The sequence below is a fragment of the Pseudomonas syringae genome (assembly GCF_021606685.1).
Lineage (GTDB): Bacteria > Pseudomonadota > Gammaproteobacteria > Pseudomonadales > Pseudomonadaceae > Aquipseudomonas > Aquipseudomonas syringae_R.
Genome location: NZ_WKCB01000016.1, coordinates 64,749 through 88,565 on the forward strand (window position 1 = coordinate 64,749; position 23,817 = coordinate 88,565).

General features: G+C 61.0%; 21 protein-coding genes. 9 read left to right on the plus strand and 12 right to left on the minus strand.

The window, feature by feature from the left end:
* Positions 1–82: 82 nt before the first annotated feature.
* From GIW02_RS09265 to GIW02_RS09275, 3 genes are read left to right on the plus strand one after another with little or no spacing between them, the layout of a single operon-like run.
* Entirely contained in the window at positions 83–388 is a 306-nt protein-coding gene (locus tag GIW02_RS09265; protein ID WP_236418243.1) for an STAS domain-containing protein, read from the plus strand.
* Complete coding sequence (locus tag GIW02_RS09270; RefSeq protein ID WP_236418244.1) at positions 385–2,103, plus strand: fused response regulator/phosphatase; 1,719 nt, start codon at positions 385–387, stop codon at positions 2,101–2,103. The genes GIW02_RS09265 and GIW02_RS09270 overlap by 4 nt, the downstream gene beginning before the upstream one ends.
* A 30-nt stretch (positions 2,104–2,133) precedes the next feature.
* Complete coding sequence (locus GIW02_RS09275; protein WP_236418245.1) at positions 2,134–2,481, plus strand: Hpt domain-containing protein; 348 nt, start codon at positions 2,134–2,136, stop codon at positions 2,479–2,481.
* 1,013 nt (positions 2,482–3,494) lie between these two features.
* Here GIW02_RS09275 and htpX read toward each other — a convergent pair.
* Both htpX and GIW02_RS09285 read right to left on the minus strand, forming a co-directional pair.
* Positions 3,495–4,382 (minus strand): protease HtpX, encoded by an 888-nt coding sequence (gene htpX, locus GIW02_RS09280; protein WP_034102803.1) that lies wholly within the window; start codon positions 4,380–4,382, stop codon positions 3,495–3,497.
* Positions 4,383–4,689: 307 nt separating this feature from the next.
* Entirely contained in the window at positions 4,690–5,901 is a 1,212-nt protein-coding gene (locus tag GIW02_RS09285; protein ID WP_236412471.1) for a pyridoxal phosphate-dependent aminotransferase, read from the minus strand.
* Between the two features lie 202 nt (positions 5,902–6,103).
* Between GIW02_RS09285 and msrB the strand changes: the two genes are divergently transcribed.
* The 3 genes from msrB to GIW02_RS09300 all read left to right on the plus strand — a co-directional run bounded on the left by msrB (position 6,104) and on the right by GIW02_RS09300 (position 7,642).
* Positions 6,104–6,496 (plus strand): peptide-methionine (R)-S-oxide reductase MsrB, encoded by a 393-nt coding sequence (gene msrB, locus GIW02_RS09290; protein WP_236412473.1) that lies wholly within the window; start codon positions 6,104–6,106, stop codon positions 6,494–6,496.
* 211 nt (positions 6,497–6,707) lie between these two features.
* Positions 6,708–7,193, plus strand: coding sequence for a glutathione peroxidase (locus tag GIW02_RS09295; protein WP_236412475.1), 486 nt, complete (start codon positions 6,708–6,710; stop codon positions 7,191–7,193).
* Positions 7,190–7,642 (plus strand): MarR family transcriptional regulator, encoded by a 453-nt coding sequence (locus tag GIW02_RS09300; RefSeq protein ID WP_236412477.1) that lies wholly within the window; start codon positions 7,190–7,192, stop codon positions 7,640–7,642. Before GIW02_RS09295 ends, GIW02_RS09300 begins: the two co-directional genes overlap by 4 nt.
* On the opposite strand, the gene GIW02_RS09305 is transcribed toward GIW02_RS09300, so the two are convergent.
* Entirely contained in the window at positions 7,623–9,932 is a 2,310-nt protein-coding gene (locus GIW02_RS09305; RefSeq protein ID WP_236412479.1) for a response regulator, read from the minus strand. The two genes, GIW02_RS09300 and GIW02_RS09305, sit on opposite strands and share 20 nt — an antisense overlap.
* A gap of 163 nt (positions 9,933–10,095) precedes the next feature.
* Between GIW02_RS09305 and GIW02_RS09310 the strand changes: the two genes are divergently transcribed.
* On the plus strand, positions 10,096–10,986 hold the full coding sequence (locus GIW02_RS09310; RefSeq protein ID WP_236412481.1) for an ATP-binding protein: 891 nt from the start codon (positions 10,096–10,098) through the stop codon (positions 10,984–10,986).
* Positions 10,983–11,465, plus strand: a complete 483-nt coding sequence (locus GIW02_RS09315) for a GAF domain-containing protein (protein ID WP_236412483.1) — start codon at positions 10,983–10,985, stop codon at positions 11,463–11,465. Before GIW02_RS09310 ends, GIW02_RS09315 begins: the two co-directional genes overlap by 4 nt.
* Before the next feature lie 24 nt (positions 11,466–11,489).
* Here GIW02_RS09315 and GIW02_RS09320 read toward each other — a convergent pair whose 3' ends face one another.
* From GIW02_RS09320 to GIW02_RS09355, 8 genes are all read right to left on the minus strand, one after another.
* Positions 11,490–15,125 carry a transporter substrate-binding domain-containing protein gene (locus GIW02_RS09320; protein WP_236412485.1) on the minus strand — a complete coding sequence of 1,212 codons (3,636 nt, stop codon included), beginning with the start codon at positions 15,123–15,125 and terminating at the stop codon, positions 11,490–11,492.
* 8 nt (positions 15,126–15,133) lie between these two features.
* Entirely contained in the window at positions 15,134–15,760 is a 627-nt protein-coding gene (locus GIW02_RS09325; protein ID WP_236412487.1) for a response regulator transcription factor, read from the minus strand.
* Between the two features lie 256 nt (positions 15,761–16,016).
* The gene (locus tag GIW02_RS09330; protein ID WP_236412489.1) at positions 16,017–16,412 is read right to left on the minus strand and encodes a response regulator; all 396 of its coding nucleotides are present in this window, start codon (positions 16,410–16,412) and stop codon (positions 16,017–16,019) included.
* A gap of 173 nt (positions 16,413–16,585) precedes the next feature.
* A complete protein-coding gene (locus tag GIW02_RS09335) occupies positions 16,586–17,917 on the minus strand; it encodes a deoxyguanosinetriphosphate triphosphohydrolase (RefSeq protein ID WP_236412491.1) in 1,332 nt (443 codons plus the stop codon).
* Positions 17,918–17,988: 71 nt separating this feature from the next.
* On the minus strand, positions 17,989–19,152 hold the full coding sequence (locus GIW02_RS09340) for an EAL domain-containing protein (RefSeq protein ID WP_236412493.1): 1,164 nt from the start codon (positions 19,150–19,152) through the stop codon (positions 17,989–17,991).
* Between the two features lie 94 nt (positions 19,153–19,246).
* Positions 19,247–19,585: a hypothetical protein gene (locus GIW02_RS09345; protein ID WP_236412495.1), complete on the minus strand. Its 339-nt coding sequence runs from the start codon at positions 19,583–19,585 to the stop codon at positions 19,247–19,249.
* Positions 19,582–19,965 carry a phage holin family protein gene (locus GIW02_RS09350; RefSeq protein ID WP_065939958.1) on the minus strand — a complete coding sequence of 128 codons (384 nt, stop codon included), beginning with the start codon at positions 19,963–19,965 and terminating at the stop codon, positions 19,582–19,584. The genes GIW02_RS09345 and GIW02_RS09350 overlap by 4 nt, the downstream gene beginning before the upstream one ends.
* A gap of 3 nt (positions 19,966–19,968) precedes the next feature.
* Positions 19,969–20,283 (minus strand): DUF883 family protein, encoded by a 315-nt coding sequence (locus GIW02_RS09355; protein WP_236412497.1) that lies wholly within the window; start codon positions 20,281–20,283, stop codon positions 19,969–19,971.
* Positions 20,284–20,638: 355 nt separating this feature from the next.
* Between GIW02_RS09355 and GIW02_RS09360 the strand changes: the two genes are divergently transcribed.
* Positions 20,639–21,847 carry an ammonium transporter gene (locus GIW02_RS09360; RefSeq protein WP_236412499.1) on the plus strand — a complete coding sequence of 403 codons (1,209 nt, stop codon included), beginning with the start codon at positions 20,639–20,641 and terminating at the stop codon, positions 21,845–21,847.
* Here the strand turns inward: GIW02_RS09360 and GIW02_RS09365 are convergent.
* Entirely contained in the window at positions 21,834–23,570 is a 1,737-nt protein-coding gene (locus GIW02_RS09365; protein WP_236412501.1) for a monovalent cation:proton antiporter-2 (CPA2) family protein, read from the minus strand. The two genes, GIW02_RS09360 and GIW02_RS09365, sit on opposite strands and share 14 nt — an antisense overlap.
* Positions 23,571–23,817 lie beyond the last annotated feature (247 nt).

Here is a 23,817-nt window from a genome sequence, read left to right on the forward strand (position 1 = left end):
CCACATTTAATCTGCAGTGTTGCCCACAGCCGGTTCACCTGCTAAACCTTGTTGCATATTGCCCATGACAAGGAAGCGTCGCATGTCAGTCGAATCAGAAGTGTCCCTGGACGGGAAGAAGTTGACGATCGCCATCAAGGGCCGGTTCGACTTCGGCAGCCACCAGGCCTTTCGTGATGCCTATGAGCGTTTCTACAAGGTGCCCGAGCTGTATGTGGTCGACCTCAAGGAAACCACCTACATGGACAGTTCGGCCCTGGGCATGCTTTTGCTGCTGCGCGACCATGCTGGCGGTGAAGAGGCTGAAGTCCAGGTGATCAACAGCAACTGCGATGTGCGCAAGATCCTCGCCATTTCCAACTTCGACAAACTGTTCGACATCAATTGAGTGCCTTGGCCCCGGTCGTTGAGGCGCTGACCATCCTGATCGCGGAGGACAGCGCCGCCGACCTGTTGCTGCTGGCGACCATCGTGCGCCGCCAGGGGCATCTGGTGCTCACGGCCAGCAATGGCGAGGAGGCGGTTGCAGTGTTTGCCCGTGAGCGCCCGCAACTGGTGTTGATGGACGCGCTGATGCCGGTGATGGACGGTTTCGAGGCTGCGCGCCGGATCAAGCAGCTGGCAGGTGAGGCGCTGGTGCCAATCATCTTCCTCACCTCGCTGCGCGAGAGCGCAGCCCTGGCCCAGTGCCTGGACGCCGGCGGCGATGACTTTTTGCCCAAGCCCTACAACCAACTGATCCTGGCGGCCAAGATCAACGCCATGGACCGCTTGCGCCGCCTGCAAGCCACGGTTCTGCAGCAGCGTGACCTCATCGCCAAGCACCACGACTACCTCTTGCATGAGCAGCGCGTGGCCAAGGCAGTGTTCGATAAAGTCGCGCATTCCGGCTGCATCAACGCCGCGCCGAATATCCGCTACCTGCAATCGCCCTATGCACTGTTCAACGGCGACCTGCTGCTCGCGGCCTACACGCCCTCCGGGGACATGCACGTGCTGCTCGGCGACTTCACCGGCCACGGCCTGCCGGCGGCGGTGGGCGCCATGCCCCTGGCGGAGGTGTTCTACGGCATGACCGCCAAGGGCTACGGCCTGGCGCAGACCCTGCGCGAGATGAATGCCAAGCTCAAGCGCATCCTGCCGGTGGACATGTTTTGCTGCGCCACCCTGTTGTGCCTGAGTACGCAGCGCCGGGTGGTGGAGGTGTGGAATGGCGGCATGCCCGACGGCTATGTGCATGAAATCGCCAGCGGTAAGCGCACGCCGCTGGAGTCCCGGCATTTGCCGCTGGGCGTGCTGTCGGCGGACGCTTTTGATGACCGCACCGAAGTCTGGCCGATGGCACTGGGCGACCGCGTGTTCCTGCTTTCGGATGGCGTGCTGGATACCGCCGACGCGAATGACCAGCTGTTTGGTGTAGAGCGTTTGCAGCAGGTGTTCGCCGCCAATCGCGCGCCCGACCGGCTGTTCGAAGACATCGAACAGGCCCTGGCAGCCTTTCGCGGTGAGGTGCGCGATGACGTGAGCATGGTGGAAATCACCCTGCAACCGGGCCAGTCGTTGCGCGCCACCGGGCCGCTGTATGCCGACAGCGGCCAGTCGTGCCCGCTGGATTGGTCGGTGAGCTTCGAGTTTCGTGCCGAGACCCTCAAACGCTACAACCCGTTGCCCTATCTGCTGCAACTGCTGCTGGAGATTCATGGCCTGCGCGAGCAGAGCGGGGCGCTCTACAGTGTGATGGCCGAGCTGTACTCCAATGCGCTGGAGCACGGCGTGCTGGGGTTGGACTCGCGGCTCAAGCGCGATGCCCAGGGTTTTGCCGAGTACTATCGCCAGCGCAACGACCGGCTGGCGCAGTTGAACAGCGGTTATGTGCGTGTGCATGTGCAGGTGGTGCCGACGGCGGTCGGCGGTAAAATGACGTTGCGCCTGGAGGACAGCGGGCCGGGTTTCGACGTGGAGCAGATGTTGGCACGGCCGCTGGATATCGACCGTCTGTCTGGTCGCGGTTTGAGCCTGGTGCGGCAGTTGAGCAGCGATGTACGCTGGTCCGATGGCGGGCGCAGTGTGTGCGTGGAGTTTTGCTGGGGGGCTCTGGCATAATCCGCCGATTCTTGATCAAGGAGCGAGCAAGTGGTTGATATTCATCTGGACCCGGATGTGTTGTCGGGTTTACAGGAGGTCATGGAGGGCGAGTACCCCAAGTTGCTTGATACTTTCCTTGATGACTCCCAGAAGCGTGTCGAAGCGTTGCGCAAGGCGCGGGATGATGCCAAGGCGTTGGGGCGGATTGCGCATAGTTTCAAAGGCAGTAGTGGGAATTTGGGCGCGGTGAGGTTGGCGCAGTTGTGTCAGCGGTTGGAGGTTGAGTCGGTTAGGGCCTGCGCGGACCTGGGGGCGTTGGTGGATCAGATTGACCGGGAGTTTGCTTTGGTTCGGCCGATGTATGAGTTGGAGCGGGAGCGGGTTGCTGGGGTTTGATGTGTGTATATCCGTTGCTGCGGTGAGGGCTGCTTATGGTTCCGCTCTTACAGCGGGTCACTTTTTGAAGAGCGCAAAAAGTAACCAAAAACGCTTCGCCCCAACACTCGGCACCTCGCCTAGGCTCGGTGTGCCCTCACTCCGGCTTTGGAGCGTGGGCCGCCGCGATGGGCCATCCATGGCCCAGCGCGGCTAACCCGGCGTCCTGCCGGGTTGCCCACGCTCCAAAGCCTGCGTTCGGCCAGCGTGTTTTTACGGGGCGCCTAAGATCAAGATCACGATCAAAAGCGCTAGATCAAAAGATCGCTGACTTCGTCAGCGGTAAGGTTGTAAGGGCCAGATCAAAAACAAAGCCAAGCGAGGCGGCCTGACAGCCGGCCTGATCGCTGAAGCCGTACTTGGTTCAAATGTGGGAGGGGGCTTGCTCCCGATAGCGTTGGGACAGTCACAGATGCATTGGCTGACACACCGCTATCGGGAGCAAGCCCCCTCCCACATTTTGACGGCAATCAACAGACTTAACTCCGGTCGGGTCCAAGGCCGCCAAACCCGCCCACAACCCGCGCTTTTGCTCCACACCACTCAGGCCGGCTGTCAGGCCGCCTTGCTCTGCTTTTGATCTGCTTTTGATCTTGATCTGAGGCGCCCCATTAACCACGCTGGCCGCATGCGGGCTTGAATCCGTGGGTAACCCGGCAGGACGCCGGGTTAGCCGCGCTGGGCCAAGGATGGCCCATCGCGGCGGCCCACGGATTCAAGGCTGCGTGCGGGCACACCGAAGCGTGAGCGAGGTGCCGAGTGGTGGGGCAAGAGCCTTTTGGTTACTTTTGGGCTCTTTTCAAAAGTGACCCGCTGTAAGAGCGGAACCAATCCCAGCCGTTACCGCAAAAACGGATATACACCCAATCCAAACCTGCTCGGCTGCCACCCACAAGCCCAGCACCCTAACAACATCCGCTGAAAAAAAAGGGGGGACGATCATATCGCCCCCCCTTTGTGCCGCTATCTGCCTATCAACCCCGACGACGCAACGCGTCAATGCGCTCTTCCAGCGGCGGGTGACTCATGAACAGGCGCGCCATGCCCTGCTTGATGCCACCGTTGATGCCAAACGCGGTCAGGCTGTCCGGCATATGCACCGGCAGGCCCTGTTCGGAACGCAGATGTTGCAACGCGGCGATCATCGCCCCGGTGCCGGCCAGGCGTGCGCCGGCTTCGTCTGCACGGAATTCCCGTTTGCGCGAGAACCACATGGTGATCGCACTGGCCAGGAAGCCCAGCACCACTTCTGCGAAGATGGTCGCCACGAAGTAGGCAATGCCGCGGCCTTCTTCGTTCTTGAAGATCACCTTGTCGACGAAGTTGCCGATGATCCGCGCAAAGAACATCACGAAGGTGTTCACCACGCCCTGCACCAGCGCCAGGGTGACCATGTCACCATTGGCCACGTGGCCGATCTCGTGGGCCAGTACGGCTTTCACTTCATCGTAGGAGAAGCGTTCGAGCATGCCCTGGCTCACCGCAACGAGTGCGTCGTTCTTGTTCCAGCCGGTGGCAAAGGCGTTGGCTTCATACGCCGGGAAGATCCCGACTTCAGGCATCTTGATGCCAGCCTCGCGGGACAATTGCTCGACGGTTTGCAGTAACCATTGCTCATGCCGGGTACGTGGCTGGGTGATGACCTGGGTGCTGGTGCTCATCTTCGCCATCCACTTGGAGATGAACAGCGAGAACAGCGAGCCGGCAAAACCAAAGACCGCACAGAAAACCAGCAGCTGATTGAGGTTCAGGTCAACCCCGTTGGCCGCCATGAACCCGTTGAAGCCGAAAAGGCTCAGGGTGATGCTGGCAATCAGCACGACCGCCAGGTTAGTGGCCAAGAACAGCAGGATGCGCATCATGGTTGTAGAGTTCTCCTCATGCTTAATATGTCGCGTACTGCGGGGTATATAAGGTGCGGCATGGGGTGATTCAACCGAGCGACTATTTCAAACTGTGTCCTACAGCCCGAATGTAGAGCCTTGAAAGGATTTTCCGACAAGAAAACGCCTCTCAGGTTGATCCTCCCGTGCCTCGTAGCCCTTTGATTATAGGGGGCAAGCGCCAGGGTGAAGATGAAAGCGGTGTGAGGCAGAGGGCAGGGTAGAGAAGTGTTGCCAGATAATCGTTGTACGACCTGTTACCGGTCGTACAACGCTGGTCGACCCGTTACTGGCGATAGGATTTGAGGAAGTTGCCGATGCGACCAATGGCCATGTCCAGATCATCCACGCGCGGCAAGGTCACCACGCGGAAGTGATCCGGCCACGGCCAGTTGAACGCGGTCCCCTGGACCACCAGCAGCTTCTCCGACAGCAGCAGGTCGAGCACGAACTTCTCGTCGTTGAAGATCGGGCAGACTTTCGGGTCGATCCGTGGAAACGCGTACAGCGCGCCCATGGGTTTCACGCAGCTCACGCCCGGGATCGCGTTGAGCAACTCCCAGGTGCGGTTGCGTTGCTCCAGCAGGCGGCCCTGGGGCAAGACCAGGTCGTTGATGCTCTGGTAGCCGCCAAGCGCGGTCTGGATCGCGTGCTGGCTCGGCACGTTGGCACACAGGCGCATGTTGGCCAGCATGTCGATGCCTTCGATGTAGCTCTGGGCATTGTGCTTGGGACCTGAAATGGCGATCCAGCCGGAGCGGAACCCCGCCACGCGGTAGGACTTGGACAGGCCGTTGAAGGTCAGGCACAGCAGGTCCGGCGCCAGGGAGGCGGTGCACACGTGCACGGCGTCGTCGTAGAGGATCTTGTCGTAGATCTCGTCGGAGAACACCACCAGGTTGTGCTGGCGTGCCAGTTCAAGCATGCCCTGCAGCACTTCCTTGGAGTACACGGCGCCGGTGGGGTTGTTCGGGTTGATGATCACCAGGGCCTTGGTGTTCGGGGTGATCTTGGCCTTGATGTCGGCCAGGTCCGGGAACCAGTCGGCACCCTCGTCGCACAGGTAGTGCACCGGGTGGCCGCCGGCCAGGGTCACGGCGGCGGTCCACAGCGGGTAGTCAGGCGCCGGCACCAGCACTTCGTCGCCGTTGTTGAGCAGGGCCTGCATGGACATCACGATCAGCTCGGACACGCCATTGCCCAGGTAGATGTCTTCGATGCCGACACCTTCGACCTGCTTCTGCTGGTAGTACTGCATCACCGCCTTGCGGGCGCTGAACAGGCCCTTGGAGTCGCTGTAGCCCTGGGCGGTGGGCAGGTTGCGGATCACGTCCTGGAGGATTTCGTCCGGCGCTTCGAAACCAAACGGCGCCGGGTTGCCAATGTTCAACTTGAGGATGCGATGGCCTTCCTCTTCCAGGCGTTTGGCGTGCTTGAGCACTGGGCCGCGAATGTCGTAGCAGACGTTGGCGAGCTTGTTCGATTTGCTGACCTGCATGGCGATGTGATCCTGAAAATGAACGATCCAGACGGTGAAGGCACTACCGTACTGTGAATCCTGCGTGGCCCGCACCCATAAATACGTTTGAATGCCGGTTGCGCGGGTGCCAGACTGGCGTTTTGAAGAGGCGCAATCATACGTGCCGCCTGATCCATGGAAAAGACACAGATCAGGCTTTTTAAGTTGCCGAGGTGTACCGATGGAAAAGTTAGAAAAAACCCTTCAGGAATGGCAGGACATGCTGGACCCCGCCCAATACCAGGTGTGCCGTCTCAAAGGCACCGAGCGGCCGTTCTCCGGCAAGTACAACGCCACCACCACGGACGGCGTGTACCACTGCATTTGCTGCAACGAGCCGCTGTTCGATTCCAAGACCAAATTCGACGCCGGTTGCGGCTGGCCGAGTTTCTATGAGCCGATCGCCGACAGCGCGATGATCGAAATCCGTGACGTCAGCCACGGCATGATCCGTACCGAAGTCGTCTGCGCCAAATGCGACGCGCACCTGGGGCACGTATTCCCGGACGGTCCGCCGCCGACAGGCCTGCGCTATTGCATCAACTCGGTGTGCCTGGACCTGGTGCCGCGTTAGTGGGCAGGCTGTAAAACGCTGCAGAAATGTGGGAGCGGGCGTGCTCGCGAAAGCGGTGTGTCAGTTGATGTATTCGGTGACTGACACACCGCTTTCGCGAGCACGCCCGCTCTCACATTGATAGTGAGTCATTCGTTTCGAAAATTAAATTGCACACAATTGAATTGCTTACTATGGTTTCCCTTCTTCCCCCCGTATTCGAGGCACTGCCATGAGTGACAACCTGCTGAGCATCCCTTGCACCACCATCAAGGGTGAGCAAAAGACCTTGGCCGATTTCGCCGGCAAAGCCATTTTGGTGGTCAACACCGCCAGCAAATGCGGCTTCACCCCCCAGTACAAGGGCCTGGAGCAGCTCTGGCAGCAGTACAAGGACCAAGGGCTGGTGGTGCTGGGCTTTCCCTGCAACCAGTTCGGCAAACAGGAACCGGGCAACGAAGGTGCGATTTCCGAATTCTGCGAACTGAACTTCGGTGTCAGTTTCCCGCTGTTCAAGAAGATCGACGTCAACGGCAGCGAGGCTCATCCGCTGTTCGTGCAGTTGAAAAAACAGGCCCCGGGCCTGCTGGGGTCCAAGGGCATCAAGTGGAACTTCACCAAGTTTCTCATCGGTCGTGATGGCCAGGTGGTCAAGCGTTTTGCCCCGACCACCAAGCCTCAGGACCTGACCCAAGAGATCGAAGCCTTGCTCAAATGACCGTCTCCCTGGCCCTCGACAATCAGCTGTGCTTCAAGCTCTATGCCGCCTCCAGGGCTGTGACCCGTGCCTATAAACCAATGCTCGACACGTTGGGGCTCACCTATCCGCAATACCTGGTGATGCTGGTGCTTTGGGAGTGGCACGCCGTTGCGCCGAACCAGCCCACGGTCAAGGCGTTGGGCGAACGCCTGATGCTTGACTCGGGCACGCTGACGCCGTTGCTCAAACGCCTTGAGCAACTGGCGTTGGTCAGGCGCCAGCGCAGTGCCCGGGATGAACGTGAAGTGCACCTCAGCCTCAGCGAGCCCGGTGTCGCGCTACGTGACCAGGCCCATGGCCTCAAGACCCGGCTGTTGTGCGACAGCGGCATCGACCTGAACCAGGCTGACGCCCTGCGCGACGGCCTGGACCAGTTGCTCGAGCAGGTCAGAGGCTTGTCGTCTTAGGCACCCACAGCTCCAGCAGGCCGCTGAGTTCTTCGCGACGAAACGGCTTGGCCAGGTAGTCATTCATGCCCGCCGCCCGGCAACGCTCGCGCTCTTCTGACAGGGCGTTGGCGGTCAGCGCGACAATCGGCAAGTCCGGCCAGCGCCCGCTGCGGCGAATCTGTCGGCTGGCTTCGTAGCCATCCATCACCGGCATGTTGCAGTCCATCAGCACCATGTCGAAGTGTTGTTCTTCAAGGAACTTGAGCGCTTCGCCACCGTGGGCCGCCACAATCACTTCACAACCCAATTTGCCGAGCATGCCCTTGGCCACCAACTGGTTGACCGGGTTGTCTTCCACCAGCAGGATGCGCGCCCTGTGCGCGAGCGGGGCGGCATCCAGCTGGACGGGGTCGAGGATGGGCTGGTCGTCGCTGCGCAAATTGCGTTGCAGTATCTGATACAGCGCGTTGCGGCTCAGCGGGCGCGCCTGTTGCTGCAATGGCGCGAGTGCCGCCACCTCTTCGCTGGGCATAAAGTTGCCATACGCGGTCACCAGCAGGATCGGCGCGGTGATGGCGGGCCGCAGGCGGAACAGGCATTGCGGGCAGTCGGTGATCAGCAGGTCAGGCGTTTTCCCAGCCACCTCTGCGTCCTGCGCGAAGCAGCGAGGCGTCAGCCCCCAATGGGGCAACAGGCTGGTGAGCAGCTCGGTGAGGCCGCTGCCGGCGCTGGTAATGGCGATCACCTCGCCTTTGAGCGCTGGCTGTAGGACGGCAGGCAAATGGGTTGGCAATGGCAGGTCGGCGCAGAACTGACTGCCGAAGCCTACCTCCGAGCTGATGCTCAAGCGGCCCTGCATCGCCTCGCACAGGTTATGGGTCAACGCCAGGCCCAGCCCGGTGCCGCCAAACTGCCGCGTGATACCGGCGCCGGCCTGAGTGAAGGGCTGGAAGATTTTTACCTGCGCGTCCTGGGCAATACCGATACCGGTGTCACACACTTCAATCCGCACCCGGCCGTCTATGGCGCACAGGCGCACATCCACTCGGCCAAAGCGGGTGAACTTCAAGGCGTTGGACAGCAGGTTGCTGACGATTTGGCGCACGCGCGTGGGGTCGCCCAGCACTTGCGCGGGAAACAGCGGGTCGATCAGGCAGGTCAGTTCGACGCTCGGTGCAGCGTTTTGCGAGAGCAAGTTGGCGGTGTCTTCCACCAGCGAACCGAGGTCGAACGGGATGACCTCCAGCTCAAGCTGGCCGGCATCGAACTTGGACAGGTCGAGGATATCGTTGAGCAACTCCACCAACACCTTGCCCGAATCATGCGCGATCGACAGTTGCTGGCGCTGCTCGGGGTTCAGCGGGCTGTCCAGCGACAGCGCGATCATCCCCAGCAGGCCGTTGAGCGGGGTGCGGATTTCGTGGCTCATATTCGCAAGGAACGCCGCCCGTGCCTGGGCCATGCCCAGCGCCGTCATCTTCGCCGCTTCCAGTTCTTCATTGGACTGGCTCAACCGCTGGTTACTGGCCTTGAGCTCCAGGGTGCGGGCGGAGACGATGTCTTCCAGTTGCCCCAGGTATTCGGTCAGGCGGTCTTCGGCATGGCGGCGCTGCTGGATTTCTGTCTCCATGTTTTCAAACTGCTGGTTGGCGACGCTGACCAGTACGCCGATTTCGTCATGCTCGTGCCCGCGCGGGCAGTCCAGGCGTGCCTGCCTGCGGTTGCTCAGCTCGCGGATAATGCGCACCAGCGGCTGGGTCAGCATCACGTAGAACAGGCCCAGCAAGATGCCGGTGAGCAGCAGGCTACGGGCAAACCCGTTGAGCAGGGTGATCTCGGCGCGGTGCAGGAAGCGGCTGCCAAAGGCGTAGGTGTCCACGTCCAGGCGCAGTACGCCGAGGGATTCGTTGGGCATATGGTTCAGGAACAAGCGGTCTTCGAACACGCGGTTGGCGCCAAACAGGAAGTCGCTGATCGGCCGGTAGGTGCTTTCCTTGCGCGGCCGGCCCACATCGGCCAGCACCACGCCATTGTTGTCGAGCAACCGGGCGTGAATGATCGCGGGGGAATGCAGCAGGCCCAGGGTCAGTTCCTGGGCCAGTTCGGCGTCGATGTTGTAGGCAATGCGTGACGCGGGGTTATGGCTGATTTCAATCAGCGAGCGTATTTCACGGTTGATGGATGCGTCTTCACTGGCATAATCAATGCCGATTTGGATCAGGCTGAGCAAGGTTCCCAAGATAAAACCGACCAGCACAGTCAATCTCGCTTGTTTATAAGACAAGCGGTGGGCGAACTTGATATCCATCGAGTGTTGAACCACTTCACGTTTCCCTTCGCCCGGCAAGCATAGCTGAACATCCACAGGCTCTGGCTTGCCCGGCATGAATCGTTTATTACGCGGCCTCATGCGGTGCGCCGCAGCGTTGCCAATACGCCATCTTTTGCAAGAAGTTGCCAGAGGAATAATTGTGGATTCTCGATTGATTGCCTTTCTTGAGCGGGCCGATGCCGTGCTCGCCCGCCTAGAACCCTTGTTGCCCGCGCCACGTCAAGCCATCGACTGGCAGCAGTGCCTCGCCGCCCGTTGGCAACGCGAAGGCCGCAGCGGCTACCTGTTGCCGCTGGACGTGAGCCTGGACATGCGCCTGTCCGACCTGATCGGCGTGGACAAGCAGCGTGAGCAACTCGCCCGCAATACCCAGCAATTCATTGAAGGCTTGCCCGCCAACCATGCGCTGCTCTGGGGTTCGCGTGGCACCGGCAAGTCGTCCATGGTGCGCGCCTTGTTGGCCCAACATGCCAACGCCGGCTTGCGCCTGATCGAAATCGAGCGCGACCACCTGGCCGATCTGCCGCGGATAGTCGAGCAACTGCTCAAGCTGCCGCAGCGCTTCATCCTGTTCTGCGACGACCTGTCCTTCGACGCTGGCGAAGGCGATTACCGTGTGCTCAAGAGTGTGCTGGACGGCTCTTTGGAGCAGGCGCCGGAAAACGTGCTGCTGTATGCCACGTCCAACCGTCGCCACCTGGTACCGGAAAATCAGAGTGACAATGACAACTGGAAACGCGTGGACGGCGAGCTGCACCCCAGCGAAGCGGTGGAAGACAAGATCGCCTTGTCCGACCGTTTTGGCCTGTGGCTGTCGTTCTACCCGTTCAGTCAGGAACATTTCCTCGACGTGGTTGAGCACTGGATCGGCGAGCTGGCCTCAAAGGCGGGCTTGCAGTGGCAGCGCGATGAAGCACTCGACATCCTTGCCGTACGCTGGGCCACCGGGCGCGGCAACCGCAACGGCCGTTGCGCGTATCAATTCGCCCGTTACTGGGTGGGTCTCAAATTGCTGGAGCGTCAACCATGATCGATCTACAACACGCCGGCACCGGCCTTGACGGCTATGCCATGCTCGCTGCGCAATTGGAGTCGCTGTTGGCCGATGAGCGAGACTTCATTGCCAACAGCGCGCAGTTCTCCGCGTTCCTGTTCAGCCAGTTGGATGACCTGAACTGGGCCGGTTTTTACCTCAACCGCAATGAAGAGCTGGTGCTTGGTCCATTCCAGGGGCAGATCGCCTGTGTGCGCATTCCGTTTGGCCGTGGCGTGTGCGGCGCCGCTGCAGCGACGCGCCAGACCCAACGCGTTGAAGATGTACACGCCTTCCCAGGGCATATCGCCTGTGACAGCGCGTCCAACAGCGAGTTGGTGGTGCCGCTGGTCAAGAACGGCCAACTGATCGGCGTGCTTGACCTCGACAGCCCATCGCTGGCCCGCTTTACCCCGCAGGACCAGGCGGGTATCGAACAGCTGGCGGCGATTTTCCTGCGTCTGACCGACTGCTGATCCAGGAGGGGGCGAATGCCCCCTTCATTGATTGTCCAGTTCGTGCAGCTGCACTTGCAGCATTCTCTCCAGCTCCAGCATGAGCTTTTCCAGGGTTTTCACTGCCGCTTCGACCTGGGCCGGTGCATCGCCTCGGGCGCAGGCCTGTTCGATGACTTCGCATTGCGAGGCCAGTGCGTTGGCTTGCACGATGCGGGCGGCGCCCTTGATCTTGTGGGCTTGTTCGGTGATGTCGTGGGCAGAGGCCTGTGCGGCCATCAGCGTGAGCATTTCCTGACGGTCCTGGCGACTGCTGCTCAACAGTTCCTCGAGCAGGCGTCGGCTCATGTGCGGGTCAGCGCCGGTAAGGGCCTCGAAGTTGGCGAGGTCCAGGGTCAGGCCGAGGGGCTGTGGCTTGACCTTCGCCAACTGGCGCTCCAGCGCCGTGAGGCTGATGGGTTTGAACAGGCAGTCGTTCATGCCCGCCTGAGCGCAGCGCTGCTTTTCTTCTGGCTGGGCATTGGCGGTAAAGCCCAGCACGATACAGGGTGTCAGTTGCTCGCGTGCCTCGTACTCGCGGATCGAACGACTCAGTTCGTAGCCATTCATGACGGGCATATTGCAGTCGGCTATGACCAGGTCAAAGTGCTCCTGGCGCCAGGCCTGAAAGCCGGCGGAGCCGTTCTGGGCGGCGGTGAACTGGTGACCCAGGTAGCCGAGCTGCTGGCACATCAACAGACGGTTCGCCGGGTGGTCGTCCACCACCAGCACATTGAGCACGGGCGCGGTAGCGGGCGCTTGGGGCATGGGTTCGGTCACCGACAGCACAGACTGCAGGCGTGTCATCTTGAGGCTGACATGCACTTGGGTGCCCACCATCGGCACACTGCTCAGGCTCAGTTCACCGCCCATCATCGCGCACAGGCTGCGGCAGATCACCAGCCCGAGGCCAGCGCCGCTCCTGGCCAATTGCCCGGAGTTGTCGGCCTGGGCAAAGGGTTCGAACAGGCGCATCTGGTCGTCTCGGCTGATACCGATGCCGGTGTCCTCTACCACCAGTTTCATCTCGACTTGCTGCGGCAGCTGGGTGGGTAATATTTCCACCTTGATCTTCACCTGGCCATGCTCGGTGAACTTGATCGCATTGCTGACCAGGTTGGACAGCACCTGCTTGAAGCGCAGCGGGTCGATCAGTACTTCGGTGTCGTCAAGCTCGGGTTTGAACTCCAGCAACAGGCTGAGGGTTTTCTGGCGTGCCAGGCCATCGAACACGCGTACCACCGACTCGATCACCTCCCGCAGGTTGACGCGCTCCGGCGCCAGGCTCAGGCGGCCGGATTCGATACGGGCGATGTCCAGGATGTCGCCGATCAGCTCCAGCAGATCCCTGGCCGAGTTGTAGGCCACTTCGATGGCCGGACGGTCGAGGTGGCCCTGGTCCGCGCGCTTGAGGGTCAACTCGAGCATGCCGATCACCGCGTTCATCGGTGTACGGATTTCGTGGCTCATGGTGGCCAGGAACGTGCTCTTGGCGCGGTTGGCCTCGTCGGCGCGTTCCTTGGCGGCGCGAAGTTCGTCGAACAACAGGCGGCGTTCACTGATGTCGATCCAGCCGCCGATGATGCCCTGTACCTCGCCATCGGAATCGCGGTACGGCAGGATCCAATGGTAAATCGTGAGTTTTTTCCCGTGGATATGCAGGACGCGGTCCAGGATCAACGGCTTTCCTTCGGCCACTACCCGCTGATAGTCGGCATGGTACTGCGCCGCCTCTGCGGCAAAGGCGGTGCTGATCTGCATCACGCTTTTACCGATGACGTCTTCGCGCTTGACGTCGAACACCTGCAAGTAGCTGTCGTTGCAGGTTTGCAGCAGGCCCTTGCGGTCACGTACGTAAATCGGGTGCGGGGTTTCGTTGACCAGCGCGCGCATGAACTCGAACTGATCGTTGAGGGCGCGCTCGGCCATTTTGCGGTGCTTGATCTGGCGGCGCATGTAAGCGTTCCAGCTCAGGGAAATCAGCAACAGCACTCCGGTGCCGATGACGATGCGGGCGATCAGTTGGTGATAGTCGCGCCAGTAGCTGTCGGAGGCCGCCGTATAGCCGCGCCAACGACTGTTGATGACCCCTAGCTCATCCGGTGCAATGCTGAGCAGGGCCTTGTCGAGGATCGAGCTGAGTTCGGTGGCGCTGCGCGAGGTCGCCAGCGAAAAGTTGGCGGGGATCGTGCCGATACTGAAGCTGATTTGAGCCTTGTCCTGGAAACCATGGGAAGACAGCAGGTAGTTGGCCACCACCAGGGTATTGACTGCGCCGTCCACGTGGCCCTGCACCAACAGTTCGGTGGCGGCGAAGGTATCCCCGGTTTCCACCAGCTGGATCCTGGGGAAGTGCTCTTGCAGGAATTTCTTCAGCGGGTTGCCTTGAATTATGGCCAGGCGCCGGCCCTCCATTTCCTCCAGGCCGGTGGGAGCCTGCGGTTCTTTGCGCGTCAGCATGACGTAGGAGTTTTCAAGGTAGGGGCGACTGAAGCTCAGGTGGGCTTCGCGTTCAATGCTGGGGGTGATCGCGCCAATGATGTCGGCGTTGCCCGTCTCGACCTGTTTGATGATCGCGTTCACGTCGCGCCCGCGCTGGACCTCGAAGCGTAACCCGGTGCGCAGGCGAATCAGTTCCAGCAGGTCGGCGGTGATGCCGCGAAAGTTGCCGTCGTTGTCGAAGAATGTCAGCGGCGCAAAGGTTGCGTTGACGATCACCTTGACCACCGGGTTGTCTTTGATCCAGCGTTCTTCGCGTGGGCTCAGTTGCAGCTTCTGGTCGGTCAGCAGGATGTCGCTGCCGGCACTCCAGCGTTTGGCGATGGTTTCCCGTTCGCTGGTGGGCACGGCCCGTAGCACGGTGTCGACGATGCTCTGCAGGGTGTGCTGGTGCTGAGGCATGGCGAAGCTGAACCCATAGGCCTCATGTTTGCCGAAGTTCGCCATGCGGACGTTTTTCAAATACCCCTTGTTGATCATGTAATGGGTGGAAATCGTATCGCCTAGAAACACGTCGGCCTGGTCGAATGCCACCGCATTCAAGGCGTTTTGATAGGAGGGGTAGGCGCGGATGATTGCCTTGGGGTACAGCTTTTCCACCTCTCCCAGCGGCAGATAGTGGTAGACCAGTGCCAGGCGCATGCCGGCCAGCCCCTCGCTGAGGCTGCGGGTTTCGCTTTCGCGGGTGACCAGTACCGGGCGGTCCACCGCATAGGGCTCCGACAGGGTCAGGTTGGGGTTCGCTGCTTCAAAGCCGTTGGAGGAGCCCAGCAAGTCGATATCGCCCGTTTCAAGGGCGCGGATAGCGGCCTCTCGAGAGCCGTAGCGCAACACCTTGACCGGTACGGCGAGTGTCTTGGACAGCAGGCCCGCGTAGTCGGCGGTAAGGCCCTCATAGTCACGCCCGCTGGAAGTGAGGTCGAAAGGCGGGTAGTCAGGAAACGAGGTGCCGAGCACCAATTCACGTTTGTTCTGCAGCCAGAGGCGTTGTGCCCGGCTCAGGTGAGTTTCCAGTTGTACGGCGCTGGCGCGACTCAGTAGGTTGAAATGTTCCGGGCCCGTTTGCGGGGACGCAGGCACGGCGGTGCTCAAGCACAAACCGGCACTCAATATAATCAGATAGTCCTTTATACATCTGGGCATCCGTTTTCTCACACTAGCGCGTTTCGTTTTGCCATCTCGATAAGTTCTACCAAGGACTTGGCTTGAAGTTTTTGCATTAGCCTCTTTTTATAAGTGCTGACAGTTTTATTGCTGAGGAACATTCCTTTTGCGATTTCTTTGTTGGTACGGCCTTGTGCAAAAAGTTGCAATACCATCAACTCTCGATCGTTGACCGCTTTGAACAGGTCAAGCTCCCGAGTATCCACGCCTTCAGCACCGCCACTGTTCAAGGCCTGGCTGGGGAAATAGTTGTAACCGGACAACACCGCACGAATGGCGCTCAGCAGTTCGCTCAGGTCGCCTTCCTTGCACACATAGCCATCGGCGCCCGAGCGCATGCAGCGCGTGGCGAACAAGGTGGGGGACTGGGCTGTCAGCACCAGTGTTTTCATCGCGGTGTTCATGGCATTGAATCGGCACAGCACCTCAAGCCCGTCGAGCTTTGGAATGCTGATATCGAGGATGATCAGGTCGGGCAGGCATTCGCGGACCATTTGTATGGCGTCGCATCCGTTATCGGTTTCGCCGACCACTTCATAACCTTCATGCTCCAGTAACATGCGGATAGCAAGTCTTATAACCGGATGGTCATCAATAATAAAAACTGTGTTCATGATTAGATTCCATGCAAGTGCAAATAAAGCGGGCACATTAGCTCAGAAGCCGAGGGCAGAGCATGAAGTTGAGGGGCGTTAGATATAAAACAGGAACTTTCCTACATAAAAAAAGGTAGGAGCTTACGTATTGTCAAGGCTTTGTGAGGCGTGAAGTCAGGGTTTCGCGGGCGCGCTTGGCGAATCGTGATTCCAGGGATTTAACGGGGGCGCTGCGGGTATTTTTCAACGGGTTTATACGTTTTAAGTCCTACATTTATAACGGGGCGAGTGAGACGGTCAGACGCTCCAGCTCCTCCTGGTTCAATGGCTTGGACAAGTACCCGAGCAGCGGCAGCCCGCGCGCCAGCGCTTGGGTGTGCAGCGCTGCGAGTTCGGCGTGGGGAAGCCCGCTGAGGAGGATGGCGGCCCTGACGAAGCGTCGGCGACTGGCGATGTCGATCAATTCAAGCCCGGGCAGGTCAGGCAGGCACTGATCGCACAGGATGATATCGAAAGGGCTGTCGGCCGACGTCATCAAGCGGATCGCCTGTTCGGCATTTTCGGCCGGCGTGAGCTGTTGGAAGCCAAAGCTCCTCAGCAGGCACTGGGTGGCGAGCAGTTGAAAAGGGTGGTCCTCCACCAACAGGATGCGAAGATCGGTACTGGGCATAGAAGGCACACGATGAGTCAAGCGTCGAAGGAGGGGGCACGTCAGCACTAATCGCCAGGTTTACCCGGAGCGTGCGTGATTATTCTTTGGGTTCTTGTGCGAATTCGATCAGGCCGCTCTGTTCCCGTCGTAAGTTGATTCTGTTCAGTGAACAGGCGGCTGGATCGGTCAGGTTACTGCGGGCTGGAGCGCCCCGTCATCTCCCGCGCCATTTCGGTGGCATAGCTGTCAGTCATGCCGGCGATAAAGTCGATCATGCGCAGGAACGACGCGTGCAACGGCCACGCCGGGTTCGGCGCATTGTTGCCGAGCAGGTCGAGGATACGCCGATTCTTGAAGGAGGGGGTACGCCCGCCATGTTGCTCGAGTGCTGCGCCGCAAAAGGCGTTCAAGAGAATTTCCAGGGTGGTGTAGGCGCCGATCTCATGCAAGGTCTTGCGTTTGTCCTGGAAGATTTTCTTGCGCGCCATGTCCTTGGCATCCAGCACGCAGCGTTTGGCGGGGCCGTGCATGTGCTCCACCAGGTCGCCGGGCAGGGTGCCGGCCAGCAAGGCATCCTGTTGTTCCACAAAGGCGCGCGCCGCCGCGTTGGTCAAGTGCTCGATGGCCTTGCCGCGCAGGATCGCCAGCTTGCGTCGGCGCGAATCCTGGGGCCCCAGTTGTCGATAGGTCTGGGGCAGGTCGTCGCCCACCAGGTCGAGCAGCAGCGACTCGACCTCGGCGTATTCGAGCAGCTCCATTTCCAGGCCGTCTTCCAGGTCGATCAAGGCGTAGCAGATGTCGTCCGCCGCCTCCATCAGGTAAACCAACGGGTGCCGGGCCCAGCGTTGTTCTTCGAGTTGCGGCAGGCCGAGCTTGTGGGCGATCTGCTCAAGGATCGGCAGTTCGCTCTGGTAGCAGCCGAATTTGTGTTTCTTGTAGCCCAGGGAGTCCGCGTGGCGGGCGGTCCAGGGGTATTTGAGGTACGTGCCCAGGGTTGCAAACGTCAGCCGGGTGCCGCCGTCAAACTGGTGGTATTCCAGCTGGGTCAGCACGCGGAACCCTTGGGCGTTGCCTTCAAAGTTGAGGAAGTCATTGCGCTCGGCGCTGCTCATGTCATCCAGCCAGCCGCGCCCCGCAGCCTGCTGGAACCAGTGGCGGATGGCATCTTCGCCGGAATGCCCGAACGGCGGGTTGCCGATGTCGTGGGCCAGGCAGGCCGATTGCACGACCATGCCCAGGTCGCTTGGGTCGCACCAGTCGGGCAGGGCGCTGCGCAGGGTTTCACCGACGCGCATGCCAAGGGAGCGGCCCACGCAGCTGACTTCCAGCGAATGCGTCAGGCGCGTGTGGATGTGGTCGTTGCTGGACACCGGGTGCACTTGGGTCTTGCGGCCCAGGCGACGAAACGCGCCGGAGAAAATAATCCGGTCGTGGTCCTTGTGAAACGGGCTACGGCCCAGTTCTTCCGGGCTGTGCAGGGGTTTTCCAAGACGTTCGCGGGTAAGCAGGGTGGGCCAATCCAAGGCGGGTACTCTCCGTGCGGTGAATGACCCTCCCAGCTTCCCGGTTCAGCGTGGCCTCGGCAAGCGAAAATCTACAGGCCGACCGCGTCGATATCGATTAACAGCAAACGTTGACCGTTATTGAAGAATTGTCCGGCGGTGAGGCAGTACTGGTTGGTGGTCGCGTCGCGGTAGGTAGAGGACAGCGTCAGGCGGCGCTCCTCCCAACCTTCGGCCAGCAGGTGATAAAAGTACGGGCGCCACGACCAGTTGTGGCCCAGGTAGCGGCTGTCGGCTTGCCAGGCGTCCTGGCGCCATTCGAAGTTAGGGGTCAGTTGGGTGCCATGCCGGTCGCACTGATAAAAGCGCAGCAGCCAGGGGAAGGCCGGCAGCTTGGGCAAGTCACTCAGCGGCGCCTGGGTTTCGGCCCAGCTCTGCAGGATTTTCATCAGCTCGGCCAGTTGCAGGCGTAACTGCATGAGGCGCCCGCGTTCCGCGAGTTTCTGCTGCACGTAAGCCCCGCGCAGTTGGGCAAAGTGCGGCACGAAGGCGTCGGCGGCAAACCAGTCCAACTGCGCCTGGGCAAACAGATAACCTTGCACATAACGCGCCCCGCATTCCAGGGCGAAACTCAGTTGCGCCTCGGTTTCCACGCCCTCGGCAATGATCCAGCAGCCGGTTTTTTCCGCCATCTGTGCCAGCGCGCGCACCACGTCACTGCTCGGCCCACCCTTGGCGGCTTCCTGAAACAGGCGCATGTCGAGCTTGAGGATATCCGGCTGCAACGCCAGCACCCGGTCGAGTTGGGAATAACCGGCACCAAAATCATCAATGGCGATGCGCGCGCCGGCCTCGCGATAGCGCGCGACCACCTCGGCCAGGCGCCGGATGTCACCGCCCAGCTCAGTGATCTCGAACACGATGCGCTGCGGGTCGACCCCATGGCTGTGAATCTGCTTGAGGCTCGGCAGCGCCTGGCCCGGGCGTAACCGGTTGATCCAGCGCGGTGAGATGTTCAGGCTCAGGAACCAGTCTTCGGGGGCCTCGTGCAAGCGGCTCAAAGCGTTGTCGCGGATCTGCCGGTCGAGGCGGCGCAGCGTCACGCCCGGCGTACGCGGGTCGGCGAACAGCGGGCCGACGGACTGCAAGCGTCCATCGGCCTGGCGCAAGCGGCCCAAGGCTTCGACACCGGCGATGCGGCCTGTGGCGGTGTCGATGAACGGTTGGAAGCAGGCGAGCGGTTGCCCGTCAATCACGGGGCCTCCTTAGGGATGCAGGCGAAAAAAATGGCCCGGCCCTCGAAAACAAGGGCCGGGCCGATTCTGTTTGCAAGAATGCAGCCAGCAGGGCTCAGCTTTTACCTGACCTGCCTTGCATTGCCAATTTGATCAGCGGGATCAACCCGGCACCGAGCCGTACCAGGCGCGTCACGCTGCTGATACTGCCTGCCTTGGCACCCTTGCCGGTGAAAAAGCCCATCAGCGTCACGGCGGCCACGCCCCACAGCGGCGCGTGCTTGATGCCCAGGCTGTCCTGCCAGTTGCTGCCCATGTTGCGCACCCTGTTCAGGGGCATCACCAACTGTTGGGACTCATGACGGATTTCCTGGCGGTGCATTTCCATGCGCAGGCGAATCAACGCCTTGCGCATCTCCCTACGCGAGGTTTGCTGGATTTCTTTTGAGCTCATGGCAGCAGGCGCTCCCGGTCATTGGCCAGCTCTTCGAGGGTGGCGTGGAAGGGCGTGGACTCATCGAACACGGCCGCTTTCAAGCGCACTCCGCAGAAGGCTGCGGCCAGGCTGTAGAACACGCACAGGCAGATGATCCCGGTCAGGCGGTAACCGGTGTCCCACACCAGAATCATCACCAGCGTCGATAACCCCACCAGCAACAGCAGGGCAAACACCAGCGCCAGGCCGGCAAACAGCAGCAGGCTGACAGTGCGCGCCTTCTGCTCCTGCAATTCAATGCCAAACAGTTCGACATGGCTGTGCAGCAAGCCCAGAACGGCCGCGCCCAGACGTCGAGAGGTTGAGCCCGTGGACGAGCTGCTTTCGCCGATAGACATAATTTAGCGCCTTGTAGCCAGCAAACCGATCAGGAAGCCCACACCCGCCGCGATACCCACCGACTGCCACGGGTTGGCTTGTACGTAATCCTCAGTGGCGGTGACCGCCGCCTGGCCGCGCTCGCGCAGCGAGTCTTCGGTCAGTTGCAGGGTTTCACGGGCCTTGAGCAAGCTGTCATGGATCTTGGTGCGCAACTCATCGGCTTGATCCCCGGCCAGGGTGGCGGTGTCGTCGAGTAACTTTTCGGTGTCACTGACCAGGGTTTGAAAATCCGCCAGCAGTATTTCTTGAGCAGTCTTTGCAGTTCTTCTGGCCATGGTTATCTCCGTGATTGGCTGGGTGTGACTTGCATACGTGTGGTTTCGAGTCACCGCTATCGGTGAAGGTTCAGTGCAATTGTCTGGTACAGCTTTTGCTTTGCCTTGGTGCGCACGCTCAGGTGTCTGCGCTGAATCCGGGCGGCCCAAGGCCAATGCCTTGAAAAACCTTACCCTAAATCAATGAAACTCGCGGAAAAACCCTGACGGCAACAGCCTGCTGTGTTGATCGCTGCGCTAAAGCGGTTCACGCCCTCTCAAGAGGGGCGGGGCCGGTGGTGCCAATTTAGTGCGCGCAACCCTGGCTTGAACCGCTTTGGTGCTTTTTGCCTTGAACGCAGGCCTGCCAACCTCCATGGAAAATTTGCAAAGCGCGGTGGATACCCTCGTCCACAGTTCCAACACCCTGTTTATCCTGATCGGTGCGGTCATGGTTTTGGCCATGCATGCCGGCTTTGCGTTCCTGGAAGTCGGGACCGTGCGCCAGAAAAACCAGGTCAACGCCCTGTCCAAGATCCTCAGCGACTTTGCCATCTCCACCCTGGCTTATTTCTTTATAGGCTATTGGATCTCCTATGGCGTGAGCTTCATGCAACCGGCGGCGGTGATCAGTGCCGACCATGGCTACGGGCTGGTGAAGTTTTTCTTCCTGCTGACCTTCGCCGCGGCGATTCCGGCGATCATTTCCGGGGGCATTGCCGAACGTGCACGTTTTGTTCCGCAGCTGTGTGCCACGGCGCTGATCGTGGCGTTCATCTACCCGTTTTTTGAAGGCATGGTGTGGAACGGCAATTTCGGCCTGCAGGCCTGGCTGCTCGCGACCTTTGGCGCCAGCTTTCATGACTTTGCCGGGTCGGTGGTCGTGCACGCCATGGGCGGCTGGTTGGCGCTGGCGGCGGTGTTGCTGCTGGGCCCGCGCAACGGGCGCTACCGGGAAGGACGGCTGGTGGCCTTTGCGCCGTCGAGTATCCCGTTCCTGGCGTTGGGGTCGTGGATCCTGATCGTGGGTTGGTTCGGCTTTAACGTGATGAGTGCGCAAACCCTGAACGGCGTGAGCGGCCTGGTCGCCGTCAACTCGCTGATGGCCATGGTCGGTGGCACCGTCGCGGCGCTGGTGATCGGGCGTAATGACCCAGGCTTTCTGCACAACGGTCCTTTGGCGGGGCTGGTGGCGATCTGCGCCGGTTCGGACCTGATGCACCCGGTGGGCGCGCTGGTCACCGGTGTGGTCGCCGGCGGCTTGTTTGTGTGGTGCTTTATCGCCGCCCAGGACCGCTGGAAGATCGACGACGTGCTGGGCGTGTGGCCGCTGCATGGCCTGTGCGGCGTATGGGGCGGGGTCGCCTGTGGCATTTTCGGCCAGTCGGCGCTGGGTGGGCTGGGAGGTGTGAGCTTGATCAGCCAGTTGATCGGCACCGCCCTCGGTGTCGCGGTGGCGTTGCTCGGCGGCCTGCTGGTGTATGGCGTGATCAAGCGCGTGCACGGGCTGCGTCTGAGCCAGGAAGAGGAGTATTACGGCGCGGACCTGTCGATCCACAAGATCGGCGCGGTCAGTCAGGATTGATCGGCGCGTCTTCGTCGTCGTGTGCGGGTGGGTAAAAACCGTGCAACAGGCGATAGCGGTTGTGCCGCACTTCGTCCAGCCGCGCCTGTACCTGTTGGGCGGGCAGGCCCAGCAGCGCCAAGGCGTGGGCGGCGAGCATCAGGCTCGACTCCAATAGCTCGGGCACCACTTCGGTGGCGCCCGCGGCTTTCAATTCAGCCCACTGGCTGTCATCGCGAGTGCGCACCAGGATGGGCACCGCGGGGTTGATCCGCCTGGCCTCTTTCAACACGGTCAGGGCCACATCGCTGTTGTCCACCGCAATCACCACCAACCGCGCACGTTCCAGGCCGACTGCACTGAGCAGCGCGCCACGGCGACAATCGCCATAGTGCACGCTGCTGTCTTGGGTGGCGGCTTCCTGCACCCGCTCCGGGTCATCATCCAGGGCGATAAACGCGTGTTGCTCGCGGCGCAGAAAACGCCCGATGGATTGCCCGACGCGGCCATAGCCGCAAATCACCGCATGGCCCTGCAGCTCAGCGTTGAGCGCGGTGATTTGTTCCAGTTGCACCTGCTGGTTAGGCTTGCGGTGCAGGCGCAGGGCGATGGCCGGCGCGGCACGCAGCAGCAGCGGTGTCAGTAGCATCGAGCAGAAGGTGGCCGCGAGCAGCAACCCGTTGAACTCATCCGGGATCAGCCGGCTTTGCTGCATCTGCGCCATCAAGGCAAAGCAGAACTCGCCGCCTTGGGCCAGGGCCAGGCCGCTGCGCCAGGCGGTTTCACTGTCGCTGCCACGCAGCTTGACCAGTGCCGCCACCACGCAGCCCTTGACCACCATCAGCGCCAGGGTCAGGCCGAGGATCAGCAGGCTATGGCTGACGAACAGCTGCAGGTCGATCAGCATGCCGATACTGACAAAAAACAGCCCCAGCAGGATGTCGCGAAACGGCCGGATGTCCGCTTCGATCTGATGACGGTAATGGCTTTCGCCCAGCAGCATCCCGGCGAGGAACGCGCCGAGGGCAGGGGACAGGCCCAGCAGGTGCGTGAGCCAGGCGGTGAGCAACACGATCACCAAGGCCAGCAGCACAAATAGCTCGGCCGAGTGGGAGGCGGCCACTTCATGGAACAAGCGCGGCAATAACCAGCGGCTGGCCAGCAGCAAGCCGACAAACAGCAGCACCGTTTTCCCCAGGGTCAGCGGCAACGCCCAATACCAGGCTTGCTCGCTGCTGCCGGCAAACACCGGGACCAGCGTCAGCAACAGCACCGCCACTACGTCCTGGAACAGCAATACGCCAATCGCGTTCTGGCCATGGCTGCTGAAGATCTCCCCGAGGCTGGTCAGCTCTTTGCTGACGATGGCCGTGGACGACAGCGCCAGGCCCGCGCCGAGCATTAACGCAATGCCCGGCGCCACCCCCAGAGCCATCAGCAAACCGCCCAGCAACGTCGCACAGCCCAGCACTTGCAAACTGCCCAGGCCGAACACCACGCGGCGCAGGGCGAGCATCTTGGTCAGGGAGAACTCCAGGCCCAGGGAAAACAGCAGGAACACCACGCCCAGTTCAGCGAGGTCGGGCAGGTCTTCGCTGTCGTTCACCCAGTCCAGCGCGGTAGGCCCCACGGCCAGGCCCACGCACAGGTAGCCCAGTACGGGCGGCAGTTGCAGGCGGCGAAAGAGTGCGATCACCACCAGGGATGAGGCCAGAATGATCAGCAGGTTGGCAAACACACGCATCTCCATTGCAGGGGGCAGGCAAAAAGCCGCGAGAATCGCTGAATCAGTTATAGGCCATGCTGATCTGCATCAGGGTTTAATGTCGCGTGTGGCGCCATTGTGGCAGCAGGCTTTGGCTAGCAGGGCTTGTTGTGGCGAGCGGGCTTGCCCGCGTTGGGGGGCGCACTGGCCCCTGCCTCGGCGCCCCCCTCCTTTTTAAAGAAAACCGTTGCCGGGGCTTTTTGTGGCCTTCCGCCCCTGCGCCTGC

Excerpts from the sequence above, each read along its gene's own strand:
- GIW02_RS09265 (WP_236418243.1), top strand. The coding sequence starts at position 83 with ATGTCAGTCGAATCAGAAGTGTCCCTGGACGGGAAGAAGTTGACGATC.
- htpX (WP_034102803.1), bottom strand. The coding sequence starts at position 4,382 with ATGATGCGCATCCTGCTGTTCTTGGCCACTAACCTGGCGGTCGTGCTG.
- GIW02_RS09285 (WP_236412471.1), bottom strand. The coding sequence starts at position 5,901 with ATGCAGGTCAGCAAATCGAACAAGCTCGCCAACGTCTGCTACGACATT.
- msrB (WP_236412473.1), top strand. The coding sequence starts at position 6,104 with ATGGAAAAGTTAGAAAAAACCCTTCAGGAATGGCAGGACATGCTGGAC.
- GIW02_RS09295 (WP_236412475.1), top strand. The coding sequence starts at position 6,708 with ATGAGTGACAACCTGCTGAGCATCCCTTGCACCACCATCAAGGGTGAG.
- GIW02_RS09300 (WP_236412477.1), top strand. The coding sequence starts at position 7,190 with ATGACCGTCTCCCTGGCCCTCGACAATCAGCTGTGCTTCAAGCTCTAT.
- GIW02_RS09305 (WP_236412479.1), bottom strand. The coding sequence starts at position 9,932 with ATGGATATCAAGTTCGCCCACCGCTTGTCTTATAAACAAGCGAGATTG.
- GIW02_RS09315 (WP_236412483.1), top strand. The coding sequence starts at position 10,983 with ATGATCGATCTACAACACGCCGGCACCGGCCTTGACGGCTATGCCATG.
- GIW02_RS09320 (WP_236412485.1), bottom strand. The coding sequence starts at position 15,125 with ATGCCCAGATGTATAAAGGACTATCTGATTATATTGAGTGCCGGTTTG.
- GIW02_RS09325 (WP_236412487.1), bottom strand. The coding sequence starts at position 15,760 with ATGAACACAGTTTTTATTATTGATGACCATCCGGTTATAAGACTTGCT.
- GIW02_RS09330 (WP_236412489.1), bottom strand. The coding sequence starts at position 16,412 with ATGCCCAGTACCGATCTTCGCATCCTGTTGGTGGAGGACCACCCTTTT.
- GIW02_RS09345 (WP_236412495.1), bottom strand. The coding sequence starts at position 19,585 with ATGAGCTCAAAAGAAATCCAGCAAACCTCGCGTAGGGAGATGCGCAAG.
- GIW02_RS09350 (WP_065939958.1), bottom strand. The coding sequence starts at position 19,965 with ATGTCTATCGGCGAAAGCAGCTCGTCCACGGGCTCAACCTCTCGACGT.
- GIW02_RS09355 (WP_236412497.1), bottom strand. The coding sequence starts at position 20,283 with ATGGCCAGAAGAACTGCAAAGACTGCTCAAGAAATACTGCTGGCGGAT.
- GIW02_RS09360 (WP_236412499.1), top strand. The coding sequence starts at position 20,639 with ATGGAAAATTTGCAAAGCGCGGTGGATACCCTCGTCCACAGTTCCAAC.
- GIW02_RS09365 (WP_236412501.1), bottom strand. The coding sequence starts at position 23,570 with ATGCGTGTGTTTGCCAACCTGCTGATCATTCTGGCCTCATCCCTGGTG.